At 51.3% G+C, this 18,624-nt stretch carries 18 protein-coding genes; 7 read left to right on the forward strand and 11 right to left on the reverse strand.

Annotated elements, in window-relative coordinates:
• Window positions 1-149 precede the first annotated feature (149 nt).
• From AC566Q_RS15390 to fabB, 3 genes are all read right to left on the reverse strand, one after another.
• On the reverse strand, window positions 150-1,166 hold the full coding sequence (locus AC566Q_RS15390; RefSeq protein ID WP_499607758.1) for an aspartate-semialdehyde dehydrogenase: 1,017 nt from the start codon (window positions 1,164-1,166) through the stop codon (window positions 150-152).
• Window positions 1,167-1,241: 75 nt separating this feature from the next.
• Window positions 1,242-2,384, reverse strand: coding sequence for a 4-phosphoerythronate dehydrogenase (locus AC566Q_RS15395; protein ID WP_499607760.1), 1,143 nt, complete (start codon window positions 2,382-2,384; stop codon window positions 1,242-1,244).
• 109 nt (window positions 2,385-2,493) lie between these two features.
• Window positions 2,494-3,708, reverse strand: a complete 1,215-nt coding sequence (fabB, locus tag AC566Q_RS15400) for a beta-ketoacyl-ACP synthase I (protein ID WP_105933937.1) — start codon at window positions 3,706-3,708, stop codon at window positions 2,494-2,496.
• 234 nt (window positions 3,709-3,942) lie between these two features.
• On the opposite strand from fabB, the gene mnmC reads away from it, so the two are divergent.
• Window positions 3,943-5,955 (forward strand): bifunctional tRNA (5-methylaminomethyl-2-thiouridine)(34)-methyltransferase MnmC2/FAD-dependent 5-carboxymethylaminomethyl-2-thiouridine(34) oxidoreductase MnmC1, encoded by a 2,013-nt coding sequence (gene mnmC / locus AC566Q_RS15405; RefSeq protein ID WP_499607763.1) that lies wholly within the window; start codon window positions 3,943-3,945, stop codon window positions 5,953-5,955.
• Window positions 5,956-5,957: 2 nt separating this feature from the next.
• Here the strand turns inward: mnmC and AC566Q_RS15410 are convergent, their stop codons facing one another.
• The 6 genes from AC566Q_RS15410 to AC566Q_RS15435 all read right to left on the reverse strand — a co-directional run bounded on the left by AC566Q_RS15410 (window position 5,958) and on the right by AC566Q_RS15435 (window position 10,170).
• Window positions 5,958-6,671: a FlgO family outer membrane protein gene (locus AC566Q_RS15410; RefSeq protein WP_499607766.1), complete on the reverse strand. Its 714-nt coding sequence runs from the start codon at window positions 6,669-6,671 to the stop codon at window positions 5,958-5,960.
• A gap of 2 nt (window positions 6,672-6,673) precedes the next feature.
• Entirely contained in the window at window positions 6,674-7,420 is a 747-nt protein-coding gene (locus tag AC566Q_RS15415; RefSeq protein ID WP_499607769.1) for a FlgO family outer membrane protein, read from the reverse strand.
• Window positions 7,421-7,425: 5 nt separating this feature from the next.
• On the reverse strand, window positions 7,426-8,043 hold the full coding sequence (locus AC566Q_RS15420) for a FlgO family outer membrane protein (protein WP_164464755.1): 618 nt from the start codon (window positions 8,041-8,043) through the stop codon (window positions 7,426-7,428).
• 111 nt (window positions 8,044-8,154) lie between these two features.
• Complete coding sequence (locus AC566Q_RS15425; RefSeq protein WP_499607772.1) at window positions 8,155-8,451, reverse strand: YfcL family protein; 297 nt, start codon at window positions 8,449-8,451, stop codon at window positions 8,155-8,157.
• Window positions 8,452-8,488: 37 nt separating this feature from the next.
• Window positions 8,489-9,613: an ATP-NAD kinase family protein gene (locus AC566Q_RS15430; protein WP_499607775.1), complete on the reverse strand. Its 1,125-nt coding sequence runs from the start codon at window positions 9,611-9,613 to the stop codon at window positions 8,489-8,491.
• Window positions 9,610-10,170, reverse strand: coding sequence for an elongation factor P hydroxylase (locus tag AC566Q_RS15435; protein WP_499607778.1), 561 nt, complete (start codon window positions 10,168-10,170; stop codon window positions 9,610-9,612). The genes AC566Q_RS15430 and AC566Q_RS15435 overlap by 4 nt, the downstream gene beginning before the upstream one ends.
• Before the next feature lie 158 nt (window positions 10,171-10,328).
• Between AC566Q_RS15435 and AC566Q_RS15440 the strand changes: the two genes are divergently transcribed.
• From AC566Q_RS15440 to AC566Q_RS15450, 3 genes are read left to right on the forward strand one after another with little or no spacing between them, the layout of a single operon-like run.
• The gene (locus tag AC566Q_RS15440; protein WP_499607781.1) at window positions 10,329-11,027 is read left to right on the forward strand and encodes a DUF8198 family protein; all 699 of its coding nucleotides are present in this window, start codon (window positions 10,329-10,331) and stop codon (window positions 11,025-11,027) included.
• Window positions 11,020-11,475, forward strand: coding sequence for an acyl-CoA thioesterase (locus tag AC566Q_RS15445; protein WP_499607784.1), 456 nt, complete (start codon window positions 11,020-11,022; stop codon window positions 11,473-11,475). The genes AC566Q_RS15440 and AC566Q_RS15445 overlap by 8 nt, the downstream gene beginning before the upstream one ends.
• A gap of 2 nt (window positions 11,476-11,477) precedes the next feature.
• Window positions 11,478-12,617, forward strand: coding sequence for a retroviral-like aspartic protease family protein (locus AC566Q_RS15450; RefSeq protein WP_499607787.1), 1,140 nt, complete (start codon window positions 11,478-11,480; stop codon window positions 12,615-12,617).
• 4 nt (window positions 12,618-12,621) lie between these two features.
• Here the strand turns inward: AC566Q_RS15450 and AC566Q_RS15455 are convergent, their stop codons facing one another.
• Window positions 12,622-13,164 (reverse strand): hypothetical protein, encoded by a 543-nt coding sequence (locus AC566Q_RS15455; RefSeq protein ID WP_499607790.1) that lies wholly within the window; start codon window positions 13,162-13,164, stop codon window positions 12,622-12,624.
• A 153-nt stretch (window positions 13,165-13,317) separates the two neighbouring features.
• Between AC566Q_RS15455 and AC566Q_RS15460 the strand changes: the two genes are divergently transcribed.
• A complete protein-coding gene (locus AC566Q_RS15460) occupies window positions 13,318-14,955 on the forward strand; it encodes a tetratricopeptide repeat protein (protein WP_499607792.1) in 1,638 nt (545 codons plus the stop codon).
• 147 nt (window positions 14,956-15,102) lie between these two features.
• The gene (locus AC566Q_RS15465) at window positions 15,103-15,675 is read left to right on the forward strand and encodes a cytochrome b (protein ID WP_240621868.1); all 573 of its coding nucleotides are present in this window, start codon (window positions 15,103-15,105) and stop codon (window positions 15,673-15,675) included.
• A gap of 66 nt (window positions 15,676-15,741) precedes the next feature.
• On the opposite strand, the gene AC566Q_RS15470 is transcribed toward AC566Q_RS15465, so the two are convergent.
• Entirely contained in the window at window positions 15,742-17,787 is a 2,046-nt protein-coding gene (locus AC566Q_RS15470; RefSeq protein WP_499607795.1) for an NADPH-dependent 2,4-dienoyl-CoA reductase, read from the reverse strand.
• 118 nt (window positions 17,788-17,905) lie between these two features.
• Here AC566Q_RS15470 and AC566Q_RS15475 point away from each other — a divergent pair, with 118 nt between their 5' ends.
• Window positions 17,906-18,511 (forward strand): TetR/AcrR family transcriptional regulator, encoded by a 606-nt coding sequence (locus AC566Q_RS15475; protein WP_499607797.1) that lies wholly within the window; start codon window positions 17,906-17,908, stop codon window positions 18,509-18,511.
• Window positions 18,512-18,624 lie beyond the last annotated feature (113 nt).

The raw sequence follows: 18,624 nt of genomic DNA on the forward strand, positions 1-18,624 counted from the left end.
GAAAATGTTGCAGCCTGATGACCTTTAAGGCGTATTTATAGACCTAAGTCTAAAAGCATCCAACGCTAAAACCAACAAAAGCGGGAACCAGCCCGCTTTTGTGTTATCGACCAAATTGGTCAGAAGTTTAGAACGCTCAGCGTGTTAGCTTACAAATAATCGCGAACCAGTGTTTCGGCTATCTGTACGCTGTTAGTCGCAGCACCCTTGCGGATATTGTCAGACACGACCCACATGTTGATACCATTCGGATGGGTGATATCGTTGCGAATACGGCCAACGTGGACTTCGTCGTTACCACTGGCGCTGCTCACCTGAGTGGGAAACTCTTCGCGGGTTTCGTAAACTTTTACGCCCGGCGCATTGGCCAGCAGTTGCTTCACTTCTTCAGCATCGATTGGCTGACGGGTTTCAATGTGGATGGCTTCACCATGACCAAAGAACACCGGTACACGTACCGCTGTAGGGTTAACCAGGATGGTGTCGTCACCCATGATTTTCTTGGTTTCCCAGGACATTTTCATTTCTTCTTTGGTGTAATCATTGTCCATAAAGACATCGATTTGCGGGATCGCATTAAAAGCGATCTGGCGGCTGAAGGCTTCCGGCGTGATTTCACGCGAGCTCAGCAGGTCGGCTGTTTGCTTAGCCAGCTCTTCCATAGCAGATTTACCCGCACCTGAAACAGACTGATAAGTACAAACGTTAATGCGCTCAATGCCCACAGCGTCCTGGATTGGCTTTAACGCCACCAGCATCTGAATGGTAGAACAGTTCGGGTTGGCAATGATATTACGGTTGCGGAAATCGGCCAGCGCGTGAGCGTTGACTTCCGGCACTACCAGCGGGATATCCGGCTCATAGCGGTAATGTGAAGTGTTATCAATCACGATACACCCGGCTTCTGCAGCGCGTGGGGCAAATTCTGCCGACACACTGCCACCAGCAGAGAAGAAACCAAACTGCACCTGGGTCCAGTCAAATTCTTCGGCATCCAGCACTTCTACATCTTCGCCCTTAAACGTAATCGTACCGCCGGCAGAACGTTTACTGGCTAACGGATACAGTTTTGCAACCGGAAACTTCCGTTGTTCCAGAATTTCAATCATGGTCTGACCAACCAGACCGGTGGCACCAAGAACGGCAACGTTAAAGGCTTGTGACATAGTAGGTTAAGCTCCTAATACTCTAACTTGGCAGGTATCTGCACTTTAAAAAAACTGACTTTTTCTGTTCTGTCGTTATTTTAGGTTAAAGCCTAATTTTGCAAGTTGCGTTGCAATCGCTGAGTCCGGTTGCTGCGAACATTCAACCTTATGACCGGCTAATTCGCGTCGAACTCTGTACTGTTTTCGCATGGCAGTGAAACTCGTTGGCCCTGCCAGCCCCTTACGAAAATGATTATTGTCTTCTTTTACATCGTATACCGACAGCACGAGTGCTATGGCGGGGGCGAGATTGTCGCCTTGATCGCTACATAATTCAAGGTCTACGTGTAAATTTGGCCGTTCGGGTAAAAAATCATCCAGTGATTTCTCGGGTGTTTGTCCGGCAAGATCACAAATGGCCTCATATACCATCTGGGTACCGGAGTATTTACCTTCCAGAGTATGCCCGGCTATGTGCGGTGTCGCGAGCCACAGGTACTGCAGCAAATCGGCATCAATATCCGGCTCATTGGCAAACACATCCAGCACTACCGTAGGACCATCGCCCGCCATTAAACGCTGCTTTAACGCCACCTCATCTATGACCTCGCCACGACAGGCGTTGATAAGCAATTGCTTAGCACTCAAACCGGCCAGCACCTCTGCATCGATCATTTTATCGGTGGGGAAAGCTCCGTTTTGCACAAAGGGAACATGCAAAGTAATTACGTCGCAGTTCAGAATAGTCAGCCAGTCAGAAAAAGGGCGTTCATCACCCTGCTCTGCCAGCGGCGGGTCATACAACACATACTCGATGCCGAGAACGTCGAGTAAGCGCGATAATGCACTGCCTACGTGGCCAGCCCCAACAATGCCTACCCGGGCGCGCTTTAGGTCAGTAATGTCTTCGAGGTGCGCATTACACAGCACACTTAGCACGTACTCAGCCACGGCCTGTGCGTTACATCCGGCCGCCGACATCCAGTAAATCCCCTGCGCATCCAGGTAGCGGGTATCCAGATGATTAATCCCCGCCGTTGCCGTACCGACCAGAGTTAGCCGATTAGCACAATTAAGCAATTCAGGCGTCACCCGGGTAGTCGAACGCACAGCCAGTACGTCAAAATCTACCAGTTGCTCAGGCGTTAGCGTGCCAACGTCATAACCTGAAGCTTCACCAAAGCTGCCAAAATATTCTGCTGCCAGCGGCAACGAGTTTTCGTAACGTATTTTCATGGGGTAGGAGTTTATCGTAAGTTCGCGGGGAACCGAAAAACTATTCAGTGCGGTTTAACAACAAATGGGAATAACAGCCGGAGCGGTCGCTCCGGCTGAATAACTGCGCTTATTTTTCGAAGCGTTTCATTACCAGCGACGCATTGGTACCACCAAAGCCGAAGCTGTTAGACATTACCGTGTTCAGCGTGGCTTCACGGGTAGAGGTTACCACGTCAAGGCCTGCCGCCGCTTCGTCAAGGTTGTCAATGTTGATCGACGGCGCAATAAAGCCGTGCTTCATCATTAACAGGCTGTAAATGGCCTCGTTAACCCCTGCAGCACCTAAAGCGTGACCTGTCAGCGATTTGGTTGAGGCCAGCGGTACACCGGATTGACCGAAGACTTCCTGAATGGCAGCTAACTCTTTTACGTCACCTACAGGTGTGGAAGTACCGTGGGTATTGAGGTAATCGATTGGATCGTCAACGCCTTGTAGCGCCATTTGCATACAACGCACAGCACCTTCGCCGGATGGTGCAACCATGTCGTAACCGTCAGAGGTCGCGCCATAGCCGACTATTTCTGCATAGATCGTGGCACCGCGGGCCAGAGCATGTTCAAGCTCTTCAACCACAACCATACCGCCACCGCCAGAACTAACAAAACCGTCGCGGTCTGCGTCGTAGGTGCGTGATGCGGTTGCCGGGTCGTCATTGTACTTTTTCGACAATGCACCCATGGCATCAAACTGACCAGACAATGCCCAGCTCAGCTCTTCACCGCCCCCGGCAAATACCACGTCCTGCTTACCCAGTTGGATAAGTTCCATCGCGTGACCAATACAGTGAGCACTGGTGGCACAGGCTGAAGAAATTGAATAGTTTACGCCTAAAATTTTAAATGGCGTGGCCAGACAAGCCGAAACGGTTGAACCCATGCAACGCGGGACCATATACGGGCCTACACGCTTCACGCCTTTCTCGCGGATCACGTCTGCTGAGCCGACCTGGTTTTTGGACGAACCACCACCAGAACCCGCTACAATACCGGTACGAATATTTGATACCTGCTCTTCGCTAAGGCCGCTATCTTCAATAGCTTGTTTCATGGCCACGTAAGCATAAGCGGCCGCGTCGCCCATGAAGCGCATTACTTTACGGTCGATATGCTCGCTGAAATCGATATCGACGTTGCCCCATACCTGGCTACGCATGCCCATTTCTGCAAACTCTTCGGAAAAGGTAATACCAGATTTGCCTGCTTTGAGTGAGGCGGTAACTTGTTCTTGATTTATGCCGATACTGGATACAATACCCAGCCCTGTAATAACTGCTCTTCTCATAATTATCCTTTTGCGTTAGTGCCGCATATGGTAATGATTTTATGACACTAAGTGGTCTGCTCTTTTGCGACCCTGTTCTACGTGATTTGGTAGCAAATTTCCACCTCAATCCGAGAATTTTACCATTGTAGTGTATTTCGACCGCGATGTCGGCTTCAGGTTCGATTTCTGTTATGCGTTTACTAATACTGTTATTATAGCCCGCTTTCAATGATTAACCCGAAACACCACGCCATGAGTAAACGCCTGCAATCTGCCAACGTCCATTTTAACCAGTCCGGAACGCCCGTGGCAGACAGCTTTGATGATGTCTATTTTTCTAACGACAGCGGTTGTGATGAAACCCGGCATGTGTTCATTAACGGAAACGATCTCGCTGAGCGCTGGTTAAACTGGCAGGCAGCGCACTTTATCATTGCCGAAACCGGTTTTGGTACCGGTCTTAACTGCATTATTGCCATGCAGCAGTTTAAACAATTCAGAGCCGCTAACCCCGGGCATCCGCTTAAACGGCTATTTATTCTCAGTACCGAAAAGTTCCCGCTGGCAGTGGCCGACTTACAGCATGCGCTAGCGGTTTTCCCGTCGGTCAGCGAAGAAGTCCATGCCCTGGTTGAACAATATCCTCCCGCGCTTAGCGGCTGTCATCGCATGAATTTCGATGCCTGGCAAACCAGTATCGATTTATGGCTGGGGGACGTGCACGAACTGCTCCCACAATGGCACTGCCCGCAAAACGGTTTGGTGGATGCCTGGTTCTTAGATGGTTTTGCGCCCAGCAAAAATCCTGATATGTGGACAGACACACTGTTCACCCAGATGGCACGCTTAAGTAAAACCAGCGCCACCCTGGCTACCTTTACTGCTGCGGGAGTGGTTAAGCGCGGCTTAAAAGCAGCTGGCTTTGAAATAGCCAAGCGGAATGGCTTCGGCCGTAAGCGCGATATGCTTACCGGCATACTGGCAAATCCCCCGGCTCACAGAGTTACCAAGCCCTGGCATTACCGGTATCCCGATACGCCTGCCAACCCGACGCAACATATCGCTATTATCGGTGCCGGCCTTGCCGGTTCCACCCTGGCGTTGGCGCTGTGCCAACGTGGTATCCGGGTAAGTCTATTTGGCCAGGCCCCTGCCCCCGCCGACGGAGCCTCAGGCAATCGGCAAGGCGGTTTTTATCCGCAACTTCAGGCCGACCAGAGTAACCCGGCTATGATCCAGGCTCATGGCTTTTTATACGCCAGACGCTATTACGATACCCTTAATGCAAACGGCTTAACCTTTACCTGGCAGCCTTGCGGTGTTCTGCTGCTGGGGTTCAGTGAAGAAGTGCAAAAGCGCCAGCAAAACCTGCTGCAAAAAGAGTTGTGGCCAGCGCAGCTCATTCAGCCGGTAAGCGCCGCAAAGGCCAGTGAATTAAGCGGCATTGATATTCACGGCGAAGGGCTCTTTGTACCACAAGGCGGCTGGCTATGCCCCGCCGAAGTGGTTAACGCTCAGCTTGAAGCGGCTCGGAAAACCGGCTTACTCGATGAGTTTTATAACCAGCGCGTGGCGTTATCCGAAAATGGCCGAAACGTAGAGCTGCTGGAGGATGGCCAACAAATCAGTGCAGACCGGGTGGTGATTGCCGCCGGCCACGAATGTGCCGAGATGGCCGAACTGGCCCATTTGCCACTGCGCCCGGTACGCGGCCAGGTAGAAGCAATTCCCGAGCAAGAACCATTAAACGAATTAAAGACCGTGCTTTGTCATAAGGGTTACTTAACGCCCGGTTGGGGTGGCCGCCATGCCCTTGGCTCCACCTATGTGAAAGGTGATACCAACACCACCAGCAGAAAGGAAGAAAGCGAGCAAAATCTGGCCACCCACGCCAAAGCTCTGACAGGCTATGATTGGGCTCAGTCGATTGAACACGATGGCACTGCCAGGGCGTCTATTCGCCTGGGCAGTGCCGATCACCAGCCTTTGGTGGGTGCGGTTATCCCGCCGCAGAAAACCACCGAGCGCTATCGGGAATTGTATAAGGGCAAGCATAGGAGCCAGTACGAAGTGGCTATTGATGAACAGGCGCTGTTGGTGCTTACGGGATTAGGTTCGCGAGGATTAACCACTGCGCCGCTGATGGCAGAAATACTGGCCAGCCAGCTTTGTCATGAGCCGCTGCCAATGAGCGAACCATTGTTGCAGGCACTGGCGCCAGAAAGGTTTATGTTACGCACATTCCGGCGCCCGCCAGAGGCGTAGGTTTATTCGGTATCCAGCACGGGGGCCATCGGCACCAGTGACGTTACCACAAATGCCGGGATAAACACGTTGGCGCTGGCTACTACCCGCTGTTGGTCGATAGATATGATCCGCGCATTCACATTCACGCCGCGCGGCTGCTCCACCAGCGTACCGGTGAGGATATGGTCCATTTCCATCCGTTTAGCAATGCGCCGTCCCTCGCGACTTAGCGCCAGATCGCCATAATCGGTGACATCCAGGCTATTGGCCAGTTTGAAATCCACCACGCCCAGTCCGTATTGTTGCAACTCGGCAATCAGGTATTCAGACAACTGATTACCCAGCACAGTGGTTTCCCGTAACGAACGGTTAAGGCGTACAAAACTGGCTATTCCTATCAGCTCGTCGGTATTCAGTTGCACCGAGCCGTCCATTAGCGTCATGGCCAGGCTGGCTGCGTAGTCATTTAGTGCTTTGTGGGTCATACCCGGAGTGAAGCCGGTTTGCAGTGGATCCCGGTAGCCCCGCACATTTTGCTGAACCCGGTACATTTCTATATCGCGGGAATCGGGCCGGTACTCAAGGCCGCTGTCTTCAGGCGGGCGAACCTGAGCATGCCCGGCTGGCGGCGGCACTTCATCATCGTTACCAAACCAGAAATAACCACTTTTAGGCTGGCCGGCACAACCGCTCAGTGCCATCGCGCATACCAAACAGGCCAAGAACTGACGCATGATTACCCCCGGCTTAATTTAACACCATCACGCATACCGCCGCGCTCACTGCCATCACTGGGGATCAGCGCGTCTGCTACGTAAAACGGTATAAGCATTTGTGCGCTGGCAACTACCGCACGCGACTGAATACCAATAATGCGCGCATTAACCATCACGCCGCCCTGATGTTTTGCCATGGTACCGGTAAGCACATATTCCATGGGTAAGCTGGCATCAAGCTCCAGGTAATCGCGGGTAAGCACAAAGTCGCCTTCTTCGGTAATTCGAATAAAGTCAGTGGCTTTGTAATCGATTACCGGAATGCGGAATTTATGCAATTCATGCACAAAGGATTCGGCCATTTGCTGACCAAGTAAATTGGTTTGCTGCAGATCAGAGTCCAGTAAAGCAAAATGGGTTACTCCCACCGGCGTTTTATTGGTAACGTACTCCATGTTGGCAATCAGATCCTGTGTCAGGGCCTTGACGTAATCCCCCACATGCTTGGTTAAGGGACGGCCTTTATAAGCCCCCTGAACACTGGAATACAACGGTGGCTGACCCAGTGCACCAAAGCTATCGACATCTTCGGCCTGCATAGGCTGATGATTTGAGCGATCGGCTGCAGTGATGTCTACCACATTAAGCGATGGCATTTTTTCAGGCTGAGTGGTTTGCACCATTTCCTCATCCATACTCTGACAGCCTGCCGCGGCGGCTGCCAGCAGAAGTATGCCAAGTCGTGTTGCCCTTACTGCCCTTTGCATAATGATTACCCTTTATTCTCTGTACGATATAGCCGGCCATTACGGGTTGTCACCTGCTCATCCAGCCAAAACAATTCTGCCGGGAAAAAGCGCGTTGCGGCGGCTACCACATCGCGGGTCCGGGCATTAATAATGCGCGCGTTAACCATTGCCCCTTCCTGCTGATAAACCAGCGTACCGGTAATGAAAAAATCGACCCGCTCCATAGCAGATAGCTGGTCGATATCGCGCGACAGCACTCTGTCGGACTTTTCTCCTACTATTATATCGTTCGTCAGCTTAAACTCTTGAGCGGTAAATCCACGTTTTGTGGCTTCGGTAAGGATCCCTTCTTCCAACTGATGACCGAGCAATTGCAACGGATGTTGAAAGGTCTCGTCATAGGTCAGTGAGTCCACCGGCACAAAACCGGTCACCGCATAACGGGTTTGCCGGGCCGGGCGAACGTTGGCAAACAGTTCGTTGGCCAACACATAGGTGTGATATTCCACATTACCAAGCGCAGGCACCGGCACCTGGTCGTTAGTCATTTCCATGACCGGCGTTCCAGAGCTGCAGCCGCCAAGCAAACTGGCTCCCAGCAAGGTAGTAAGAATAGTGGTTCGCAAAGAGTATTGACGCATAATCGGATCCAACCTGAGTTAACAGTTCAGATTCTGCAATTATCGCACCAGCTCACTCTTCCAGAAAAAATGCGGTTTTACAGCCCAAAAGCGGCAAAGACCTGCCACCCGTTAAAGGTCGTTCAGCAATTTTTGCCACAATGCCGCCACCGCTTGCTGATCGGCGGGTTCCAGTTCGTTATTGGCAAAAGCCTGCTCGAGACTTTGCTGCATGGTTTGACTGAGCTTCGCTACTGAGGCTGACTCATCAAGTTCCAGCTTGCGGGCCTCCACGGCAAAATGTCCCTGCAGGTAACTGGCGATAAACAGATCGTCGTCACTGCCGTGATCTACCACGCCATCCAGTGCACTATCAATTTTCTCCACTGCCGTGACAAATTCATCGCTGGCTTTAACCTGTTGTTGCATAGTGTCTCGCTTATTTTTCGTTAATTGATTGCTGTTATTACTGCAGCGGATAATACACCCGGTCGTCATAACCGGTGATGACCGCAATAATCCCGGCCAGTTCGCTATCGAGATCCTCGTCGCCAGTGTCACTTCTGAGTGGCCGGCCATCGAGCTGCTGAAGCTTTTGTTTGGTGGCAGCGATCCAGATATTGTCACGGCCAATAGCCCTTAATACATCCGGGCTCAGTTGCTGATTGCCGCGGCCAAATACGTGCCCCTGGCCGCCAATAGCAGTGATCACAAGGCGCGCCGGCGACTGGCTGACCAGTTCCAGCAACTGCGGGGCGGTCACATCGGCGGCAATCACCTTGCCGTGTTTTACCACATCCACGCCTAATAACGTGTTAGCCAGGCCCATTCGCGCCATCACTTCAGCAACGGTAGAGCCTGAGCCCATTACATATAAATGCTCGTCGTCATCGGCAATGATTTCGCTTACATATTCGGCAATCTCGTTAATCACCATGGACTCGTCTTCACGGCCGCCCATTTTAACCGACTGCACATAGGTAAGCTCATCGGGTACCTGCATTTCGCCATAATGCTGCGCACGTACCTTACCCTGGCGGAATGCTGACTCATCAATATCGCGCACCTCGGCCTGGCGTACGCTTACCAATTCACCGGTTAACATTTTGGCCACCACATCACCGGCTGCCGAAGGCGTTACCGCATAAACCCCCGAGTGAATTTTTACCCCGGCCGGTACGCCAAGCACCGGTACTCTGTCTGCAACAATGCTGCACACATTCCGCGCGGTGCCATCGCCGCCAGCAAAAAGAATTAAGTCAACGCCCTGATTAACCAGTTCGCGTACCGCGTTTTCGGTGTCTTCAGGCGTTGTTTCGGCACTCTGACTGGTATAAATAACCTGATGCTCCAAGCCCAGCGCCGCACAGCAATGTTCACCCATTTCACCGCTGGCAGTGAGTACCGAGAGATTGTTAAATGCAGTCAGTTTTGTGAGCGCTCTGGCCATTTTATCGTTAGCCAGTTTAGTCGCTCCCGCCGCCAGCGCCTGCTGCCGAATTGCCTCGCCGTCACTGCCTTTAAGCGCCATGGCACCACCGATCCCGGCAAAAGGATTAATCACCACGCCCAATCGAAAGGCTTTACTCATTGCGGGTACTCCTTATCCAGCCAGGCCTGATTTAACTCAGGCCCGTTAAACTTTGCTCGCAGCGCATAAATAAACATTGTGGCCCGGGGCGGAAAGCCTGAGTTTAGATACGTCAGCAGTTGCTCCCGTACGCGACGGGTAAAGCCCTCGCGATCCGGCTCAGCGCCATTTAAATTATCAGTACTCACCTGAAAACGCCGGTTAGCGGCGATGGTCATGGCCCATTCGATGGCCTGAGGTTTCACTTCGACCTGTTCAAACTCGCGCTGCTGCGTGGCATCACGCCCGTCTGGGCAGTACCAGTAGCCATAATCTTCCAGCAACCGGCGCTGTTCACCGGCAATGCACCAGTGCGCTATTTCATGCAGCGCACTGGAGAAATAGCCATGGGCAAAGACAATCTGATGATAAGGCGTATGCTCGTTAGCAGGCAGGTAAACCGGCTCATCGCCGCCTCTGACCAGGCGCGTGTTGAACCGGCCAAGAAACGTCTGGTCGAACAATGCCATTAACGGTTCTACATCGGGATCATTGTCGTGTTTTATGGCCGCTGCCATTGCCTGCTGCATACAGAATTCGGTTTGTGATGGTCGTGATTTAATGGCCGCGAAGAATAGCAAAATCTGCCTGCACGAGCCAGATTTGTCAGCATGATTAAGGTATTATACAGTCAATATTCAAATACGACCGGCCAGCGTAGCAAGAAGGACGCCTTGTGGTAGAACAGATTATCGCTCATCTGCGTCAGGTAAATGCCCGGCGCTCTCTGGCAGAACAAATGCAGTTGTTGGAGCCCATCCAGGCACTGCAACAATGGCAATGCTTACGGTTGCTGGCCACTCATGCAGAGCTGGCCCAAAAGCCGAGCTACGCCAAAGCCATGGATTTTTTTGTGGAAGAGCTGTACGGTCCCAAGGATTTCAGCCAGCGCGATGCCGATTTAATGCGGGTTATTCCCAAACTCGCTAAAGCCCTGCCGAATAAAGCCATGCACGCCATTGAGCAGGCACTGTGGCTTAACGCCCTGTCATTCGATTTGGATATGGCGATGGCTCAGGCGCTCGATGACGCGCCGCTCAACAGAGAGAGCTATGCGTTGGCCTACCGGGAAGTGGGCCGTGGTGATGACCGCGCCCAACAAATTCAGATTGTGGCCGGATTAGGTGAGCAACTGGCCGATGTGGTAAAAATTCCGGGCATCGGTCTGCTAATTAAGCTATCCCGAAGACCGGCAAAAATGGCCGGGCTGCTAAGCATGCACGAATTCTTACAGAGGGGCTTTGAGGCCTTTAAAGACCTCGGCAATGTAAAAGCCTTTATCGAGCCGGTTATCGCTACTGAAACTGCACTCAACCAACAGTTGCTCGCCCCAGATGTTAACCTGACAGAAGAGAACCCGCTACCCCATGTCTGACCTTTTCGACTGGCAGTATCCAGAGCCCTTTATTACTACTTGGGCAATCCAGCCACAGGACATCGACCACTACAATCATGTGAACAACGTGGCCTATTTAAGCCAGCAGGAAAAGCTCGCCTGGGCCCACTCTAAGGCCCTGGGACTGGGGTTTGAACATTACCAGCAGGCCGGCCGGGGCATGGTGATCTTCCGCCACGAATTACATTATTTAAAACCGGCTTTACTGGGCGACACACTGCACTGCGCCACCTGGATCACCCAATGCGACGGTAAAATCACGCTCTCCCGGGAGTTTCAGTATGTACGTGAAAGCGATGGCGAAACGGTTTATCGGGGCCACACTCAGTTTGCCTGCGTAAAGCTGGCTACCGGTGCTCCTACCCGAATGCCAAGGGCTTTTGTTGACGTTTACCTGCCAGCCTGCCTGGCCAGCCAGGGTGATTAATTGTGTCGCGCTTCGCACTGGTTGTTTCGGTATGTCTGCTGATATCCGTTGGCCTGAACGTTTATTTGCTCTGGCCTGAACCTGCGCCCACATCCGCTGAGGGCGTACCGAAAAAAACAGGCAATAGGGTAACGTCAGACAAAGCGACTAAGCCGCCAGTTTCAACGCCACAGCAGTCTGCATCAACTTACCAAGCCGACTCAGGCACTTCAGATAAGCCTGACGTGCCGGCAACCGATATCGACACTGTTCAGCAATGGCTCGACCAGGGCGACTTCGCCCGGGTGGAGCGCTTTTTAATTGATGCTCTGCGCGCTAACCCAGACTCCGCCCAATTGCTATTGCTGGAAGCCGATTATATTCTGGCTACCGAGCCGTTAAGCGTGGGAGTTAGCCACCTTTTTGCTTTGCAGGAACTCAGCCTGTTTAATCGCGAGCAGCGGGAAGAGTTGGCAAACCGCAGCGCCGAGTTAATCAAAAATACCATCAGTGCGCTTTATAACGCCGGTGACTGGGATATGCTGGCGCAATTCTTAGAGCCGTTATTTCAGCTTAATAGTAGCGATCAGACTCTCACCCTTAAACTGGCTGAAGCCTACGCCAGACAACAAAAATTTACTCTGATGGAAGACGTGCTGGCTAATTTAAGTGCCAATAATGCCGGTGCCCGCAGTTTGCGTCAGCGGTTTGTACCAGGCCAGGCTCCTTCTTTAGAAAGAAACGTGGAAAAGCCTGCTGATGCACAACAGACACCGATAACACGACTAGCCCTGACCCGCTATGGCGACCAGTATATCGCTGAAACTGAAATCCTTAGCCGCCCGGCAGCGCTGCTTTTAGATACGGGAGCAAGCAGCACTGCTATCAGTTTTGAACTGTACAAAGCACTCAGACGATTTAATAAGATCCCGGTCATTGGCCTTTTCGATGTGCGCACTGCCGGCGGTCCGATTCGCTCCCCCCTGGTTCAAATAGATAACATGACCCTTGGCCCCTATAAACTAAGTAACATAGGCGTGTTTGTTATGCCCGAAGCCGCCATGCAGCAAGCCGACGGGTTACTGGGCATGAACGTGTTAAAACAGTTTCATTTTCAGCTTGATCAAACCAACGCAGAGCTGTTGTTAACTCCGCGCCAATAAGGTATTACTCCCGCCCATAGCGCCGGCAGTAGCCGCTGTAATCGGCCAGGCCATTGCCCTGGGTATCAAAACCTGTGCCGGTAACAGTGAGCCGGCACTGTGTTCTTTCGCCAGTGAGGGTACGGGTAAGAAACACTTTACCATGCGTGTCGCCGTTATTCAGATCCACGGTGAATATAAAATTATCATCCAACAGCAACACAGGCTCCCCGCCCGACACCGTCCCGGAGAAAACCTGATGCCCGGTATTCACCAGCGTGCCAGCGGCATAATCAAACTCTGATGTAACGTGATAAACAATACGGCCAGTGAGATCGCCGGTAAGATCAATGGTGTCTGTGCTTCGCTCAATTTTACCCGCTTGCGTTTCCCGGGATGAATGCAGGATAGTATTAGGGAAATAGTGCACGGCCTGACCAGAAACCCGCTGCCAGCGCTTGTCATTAACTGGCGCTTCACTCGCAAAGTGGTCTCTGGCAATAGCCGTAGAAGCCTGAAAGATAGCAGGTAACAACAACACTAATACACTTAATTTACACTTTTTCATGATATTTCCTTGCAGTTTAATGACCTGCAAACGACTATAGAAAATGGTGCTGCATGGCGAAACGGACACAAGCGGTCACAGACGGTCATAACAGGTAGTCTCCGGCCACAACTCAGGAAAAAGGATGATTAACGCTAGTTTTCCCATATCAGTATGACGACAAAAAAACAGAAACCCGAAACCTTTCACTCCTGGAAAGCCATTGCCAATTACTTTGATTGCAGCGAACGCACAGTGCGACGCTGGGAATCCGCAGAGGGCATGCCTGTGCATCGCCACCAGCACCAAACGGCGGCTCGTATCTTTGCCTATCAGCAGGAACTGGACGACTGGTTTGCCTCACGGGCTGACAAACCTAAAACTGTACAGAGCGATGTAAATAAGCCAATTCGCCTGGCGCTGATACCCTTTGCTTTTCTTGGCGAGGCGCAGGATAAAGCCTATCTGGCTGATGCACTGGGTGACGATATTGTCGCCGACCTATCAACCCTGCCTTCGTTGATGGTGATAAGTTTCTCTTCTATGCGACAGCTTGCTGCGCAGCAAGCAGATTTTAGTGACCAAATAAAGACATTAGCGCCGGACTACCTGATAGAAGGTAGTCTGCGGCTCGAGGGTGATCGCGCGCGTCTGAATGTTCGTCTGGTCAGTACCCGCGACCAGAGTGTTGTGTGGAGTACTCGATATAATGAAGCCCAACCAAACTGGCAGGATTTACAGCAAAAAATAGTGGCACAACTGGTGACCAGCCTGCCTTTGTCCAATATAGAAGCAGTGCTGGCGCCCTCCCAACGAACCATTCTTACCAATCAAACCGCCTGGGAGTATCTGCATCAGGCCCGAATTGCATCACTGAAATGGCAACCGCAAAGCATTGCCAAAGCAAAGGAGTTGCTTAATGCAGCTAATCAGATGGTGCCGGACAACGCGCTTATTCTGGCCAGCTTAGGCCGGGTTTATTTGCAGTTGCGAGAATCAGGCACAGATTGCTCTGAAACTCCTATGGAAAAAGTAAAAGGCATTCTTAACTTTCTGAACCAACACCATTCGGATGCTTTTTATACGCTGTCTTTACAGGCATGGTTTTGCTATTTACAAGGAGACATCAACACCGCTATTGCAGCATTAAAACGGGCACTGGAGTATCAGCCAAATGATGCCGACAGCCTCGCCCTGCTGGCGAATTGTTACCTGCTATCCGGATTACCGGCCCTCGCCTTACCACCAATTCAAACCTTGCAGATTATCGACCCGTTAACACCACTGAGCCGGTGTATGCCCGGCTACTACCAGCTAATGAGTGGTAATTTGCCACAGGCAATTGGCCCTTATCAGGAAATGCTATCCCTTGATCCCAACAACCCGCTGGCACGCCTGTTTATGGTTTGGGTGTTGGCACTCAATGACGAACCAGCCTGTGCTGAAACTGTTTGTGCTGGTTTCAACACGGTAGGAGCCGAGCCGTTAATTGTCCAAATTGCTTGTGCATTGCGGGATAACCTGCTTGACCAGCCAGTAAACTTTTCGCTTAATGCTGCTCAGGAAAAGGTGGTTGAGGTTAATGGGATGCTGGCCAGATTTACCGCTTACGGATATGCCGCCAGCGGCAATAAAAGCCGCGCTGTGCACTGGTTGCACCGTGCATTTGAACTGGGGTTCCGGGCTTATCCTTTTATTAGTCTGTACGACCCTTTCTTCAGACCATTTAAAGACTACCTGCCTATGCAAAAGTTGCTGACTAACATGGCCGCTGAGTGGCATAGCGCTGCTGAATTTAATAGCCAGTTGTAGCAGTTAAGGCTATCTGTTAGCAGTTATTTTTATTTTCTGTTGCGCTGCTTTGCGATTTATCATTTACTGATAAATTGATGAAGGTTTATAGCACCTTCTGGCTAACTCAAAATAATCCTTACACTTTTTCTGCTTTATAGAGAATTCATGATGATGAAAGACACCCGACAGCAATTTAGTAAAATCACCATTTCACTGCACTGGTCAGTGGCGCTGCTGATGATTGCCTTGCTGGCCGTTGGCATTTACATGACCGAAAACAAAGACTACAGCCTGTATGGCCTGCATAAATCCTTTGGCGTTATCGTGCTGGTGTTGGCCCTGGGCCGGGTATTCTGGCGGATGAAAAACGGCTGGCCACTGGCCGCCGGCAACTATAAAGGCTGGGAGCATAAACTGGCTCATGCGGTGCATTGGGTACTGATTCTGGGCACGCTGATTATGCCTGTTTCCGGTGTCATTATGTCGTCCATGGGCGGTCATAATATCCCGCTGTTTGGTATCGATTTGATCCCGGGTAATCACGATCCGGCTAACCCGCAGGATGTGATCCCGCGCAACGTCGAGCTGGGTGAAATGGCAGAAGAAATACACGAATTCGTGGGTTATCTGCTGATAGCCTGCATTTTGCTGCATATTGCCGGCGCGCTTAAGCACCATATTATAGATAAAGACGGCACGTTAATGCGTATGAAAGGGAAGCGAATAGACGTAGAGTAACCATCAGGGAATAATAATGGGGTCAGAGAACATTACCGTTGATAATGTTCTCTGACCCCATTAATTTTAGAGGGCCATTGCTACTTTGGTGCCCTGTTCAATGGCCCGTTTGGCATCAAGCTCAAGTGCTTCATCGGCGCCACCAATAAGGTGATAAGGCAAGGAAAGCCCCTCTACTAGTGCCCGCTGAGGCTCCTGACCAGCACAAATGATCACGTTATCCACGTCGAGCACCTGCTGCTCCTCGCCAACCGTGATATGCAAACCGTTATCATCGATTTTGTGGTACTGCACGCCCGGGATCATTTTCACCCCTTTCATTTGCAAACCTAAGCGGTGCGCCCAGCCGGTAGTTTTACCCAGGCCAGCGCCCACCTTGCTGGATTTACGTTGCAGCAGAACTATTTTTCTGGGTGACTGCTCAGGCTGTGGCTGCATGCCTTCCACCCCGCCACGGGCAGAGAAAGTCATATCAATTCCCCACTCGCGCATAAAGGCGGCGATATCCTGACTTGGTACAGACTTTCCGTGGCTTAAATATTCAGCGGTATCAAAGCCAATGCCGCCGGCGCCAATAATCGCTACTTTAGCGCCTACCGGTTTTTTATCCCGTAGTACGTCCAGGTAGGTCATTACTTTACTGTGATCGATACCTTCGATAGCAGGTATACGCGGCACAATTCCGGTAGCCAGTAATACTTCGTCAAAGCCGTGTTCGTTTAACGTTTGTGCGGTGACAGGAGTATTCAGCTTAACTTCGACATTAAGCAGCTCCAACTGGCGCTTAAAATACCGCAGGGTTTCGTAAAACTCCTCTTTACCAGGGATCTGTTTGGCAATATTAAACTGCCCGCCGATTTCTGCTGCAGCATCAAACAGTACTACGCTATGACCGCGTTTAGCCGCTGTAGTAGCCGCTGCCAATCCGGCCGGGCCCGCTCCAACAACCGCCACCTTTTTGGGCGATTCGGCCAGAGTCATCTTGTACATCAGCTCATGACAGGCAAAGGGATTAACCAGACAACTGGTGAGTTTGCCTGCAAAAATATGATCAAGACAAGCCTGGTTACAGCCAATACAGGTGTTAATTTCATCGCTGCGCTGGGTTTGCGCTTTATTGACAAACTCAGGATCGGCCAGGAATGGCCGGGCCATCGAGACCATATCGGCATCGCCGCGAGCCAGCACCGATTCGGCCACTTCCGGCGTATTGATCCGGTTAGAGGTGATCACCGGCACACTCAGTGCCTGGCGGAATTTCGCTGTCACCCAGGTAAATGCCGCTCGTGGCACTTTAGTGGCAATAGTCGGGATGCGCGCCTCATGCCAGCCGATGCCGGTATTAATGATGCTGGCACCCGCTTTTTCAATGGCTTTACCCAGCGTGACCACTTCATCATAAGTTGACCCCCCCTCAACGAGATCCAGCATTGATAAGCGGTAAATAATGATGAATTCTTCACCCACTGCCTCGCGAACACGACGTACTACTTCTACCGGCAATTTGATGCGGTTTTGGTAGTCACCGCCCCATTCATCGCTACGATGATTGGTTCGTGCTGCAATAAACTGATTGAGGAAGTAACCCTCAGACCCCATGATTTCAACGCCATCATAGCCTGCCGCATGGGCCCGTTTTGCCGTTTCGACAAAGTCGTTAATCTGCCCTTCGATTTCTTTGCTGGTTAGCTCACGAGGTTTAAACTGATTAATAGGTGCCTGTAACGCTGAAGGCGCTACCAGATTAGGGTTATAAGCATAACGACCGGTATGCAGAATCTGCATACAAATTTTGCCGCCATGGGCATGCACGGCATCGGTAACCATCTTGTGATGCGCTACCGCTTCGTCGCTGTCGAGCATCTTCGTTTTAATGTGTACGCCGCCCTCCTGGTTAGGCCCGATACCGCCGGTAACCATCAACGCCACACCGCCCCTGGCGCGGGTAGCATAGAACTCAGCCATGTGAACGTGTCCGTTAGGCATCTCTTCCAAACCGGTATGCATGGAGCCCATAACAATACGATTTTTTAGCTGAGTGAAACCTAAATCCAGTGGCTCGAATAAGTGCGGATACGACTGGTTTTGATTTGCAGCGGTTGCCTGCGACATGTGTGCCCCTTTTATTAACCTTTTATTAAACTGAACAGTGTCAAGATAGGCGCATAATTTGACACTGTCAAGATAAAGATTATGCTAGTCAGCAATTGTGACATTTTTAGGAAGTACCATGCCGTCATCCGGCACACAAACCTACCATCATGGTGACTTGCGCTCAGCGTTGTTAGATGCAGCAGCCAACCGTATTGAAAATCAGGGCATCGAGGGGCTTTCGTTACGCAAGCTAGCCGACGATGTGGGGGTATCCCGCTCAGCGCTGTACCATCATTTTCGTGATAAGAACGCGCTGCTTAACGCGGTAGCTGCTAACGGTTTCGCCAATTGGATTGCAATGACCTCTGAATCCGGCGGCGATGAATCCGTTCCTGCGCCAGTTCGGATGAAACAGTTTGTGTATGGGTATGTGCACTGGGCTGTGGAACATCCACAGCTGTACGATCTTATGTTTGGCCGCCCTATCTGGAAAAACGATCTAGCCGACGATGAACTGAAAGACGTGGCCTACCCGGCGTTTCAATATATGCTGAGCCTGATTAGCCACTGGCAGCACCAGGGCTTGTTGTTGCCCGATAAACCAGCATTGCGTCAGACGCAGGTCATCTGGGCGACCCTGCACGGCCTGGCAAAACTCGTCACCGACGGTGTATACGCTGACTCCAGCCATATCGATGAAATGTGCGACTGCGCGGTAAACATGCTACTACCCAAGCAATAATGAAAATAAAGGGGTCAGAGTCTGAGGCATCCCCACAAATAATATAGCTATATCAACAAGATAAAAAAGAAGGGAACATTCATGATGTTTGGTGATCAGATCAATCGCCAAAA

It is taken from the genome of Alteromonas sp. H02 (genome assembly GCF_059682525.1).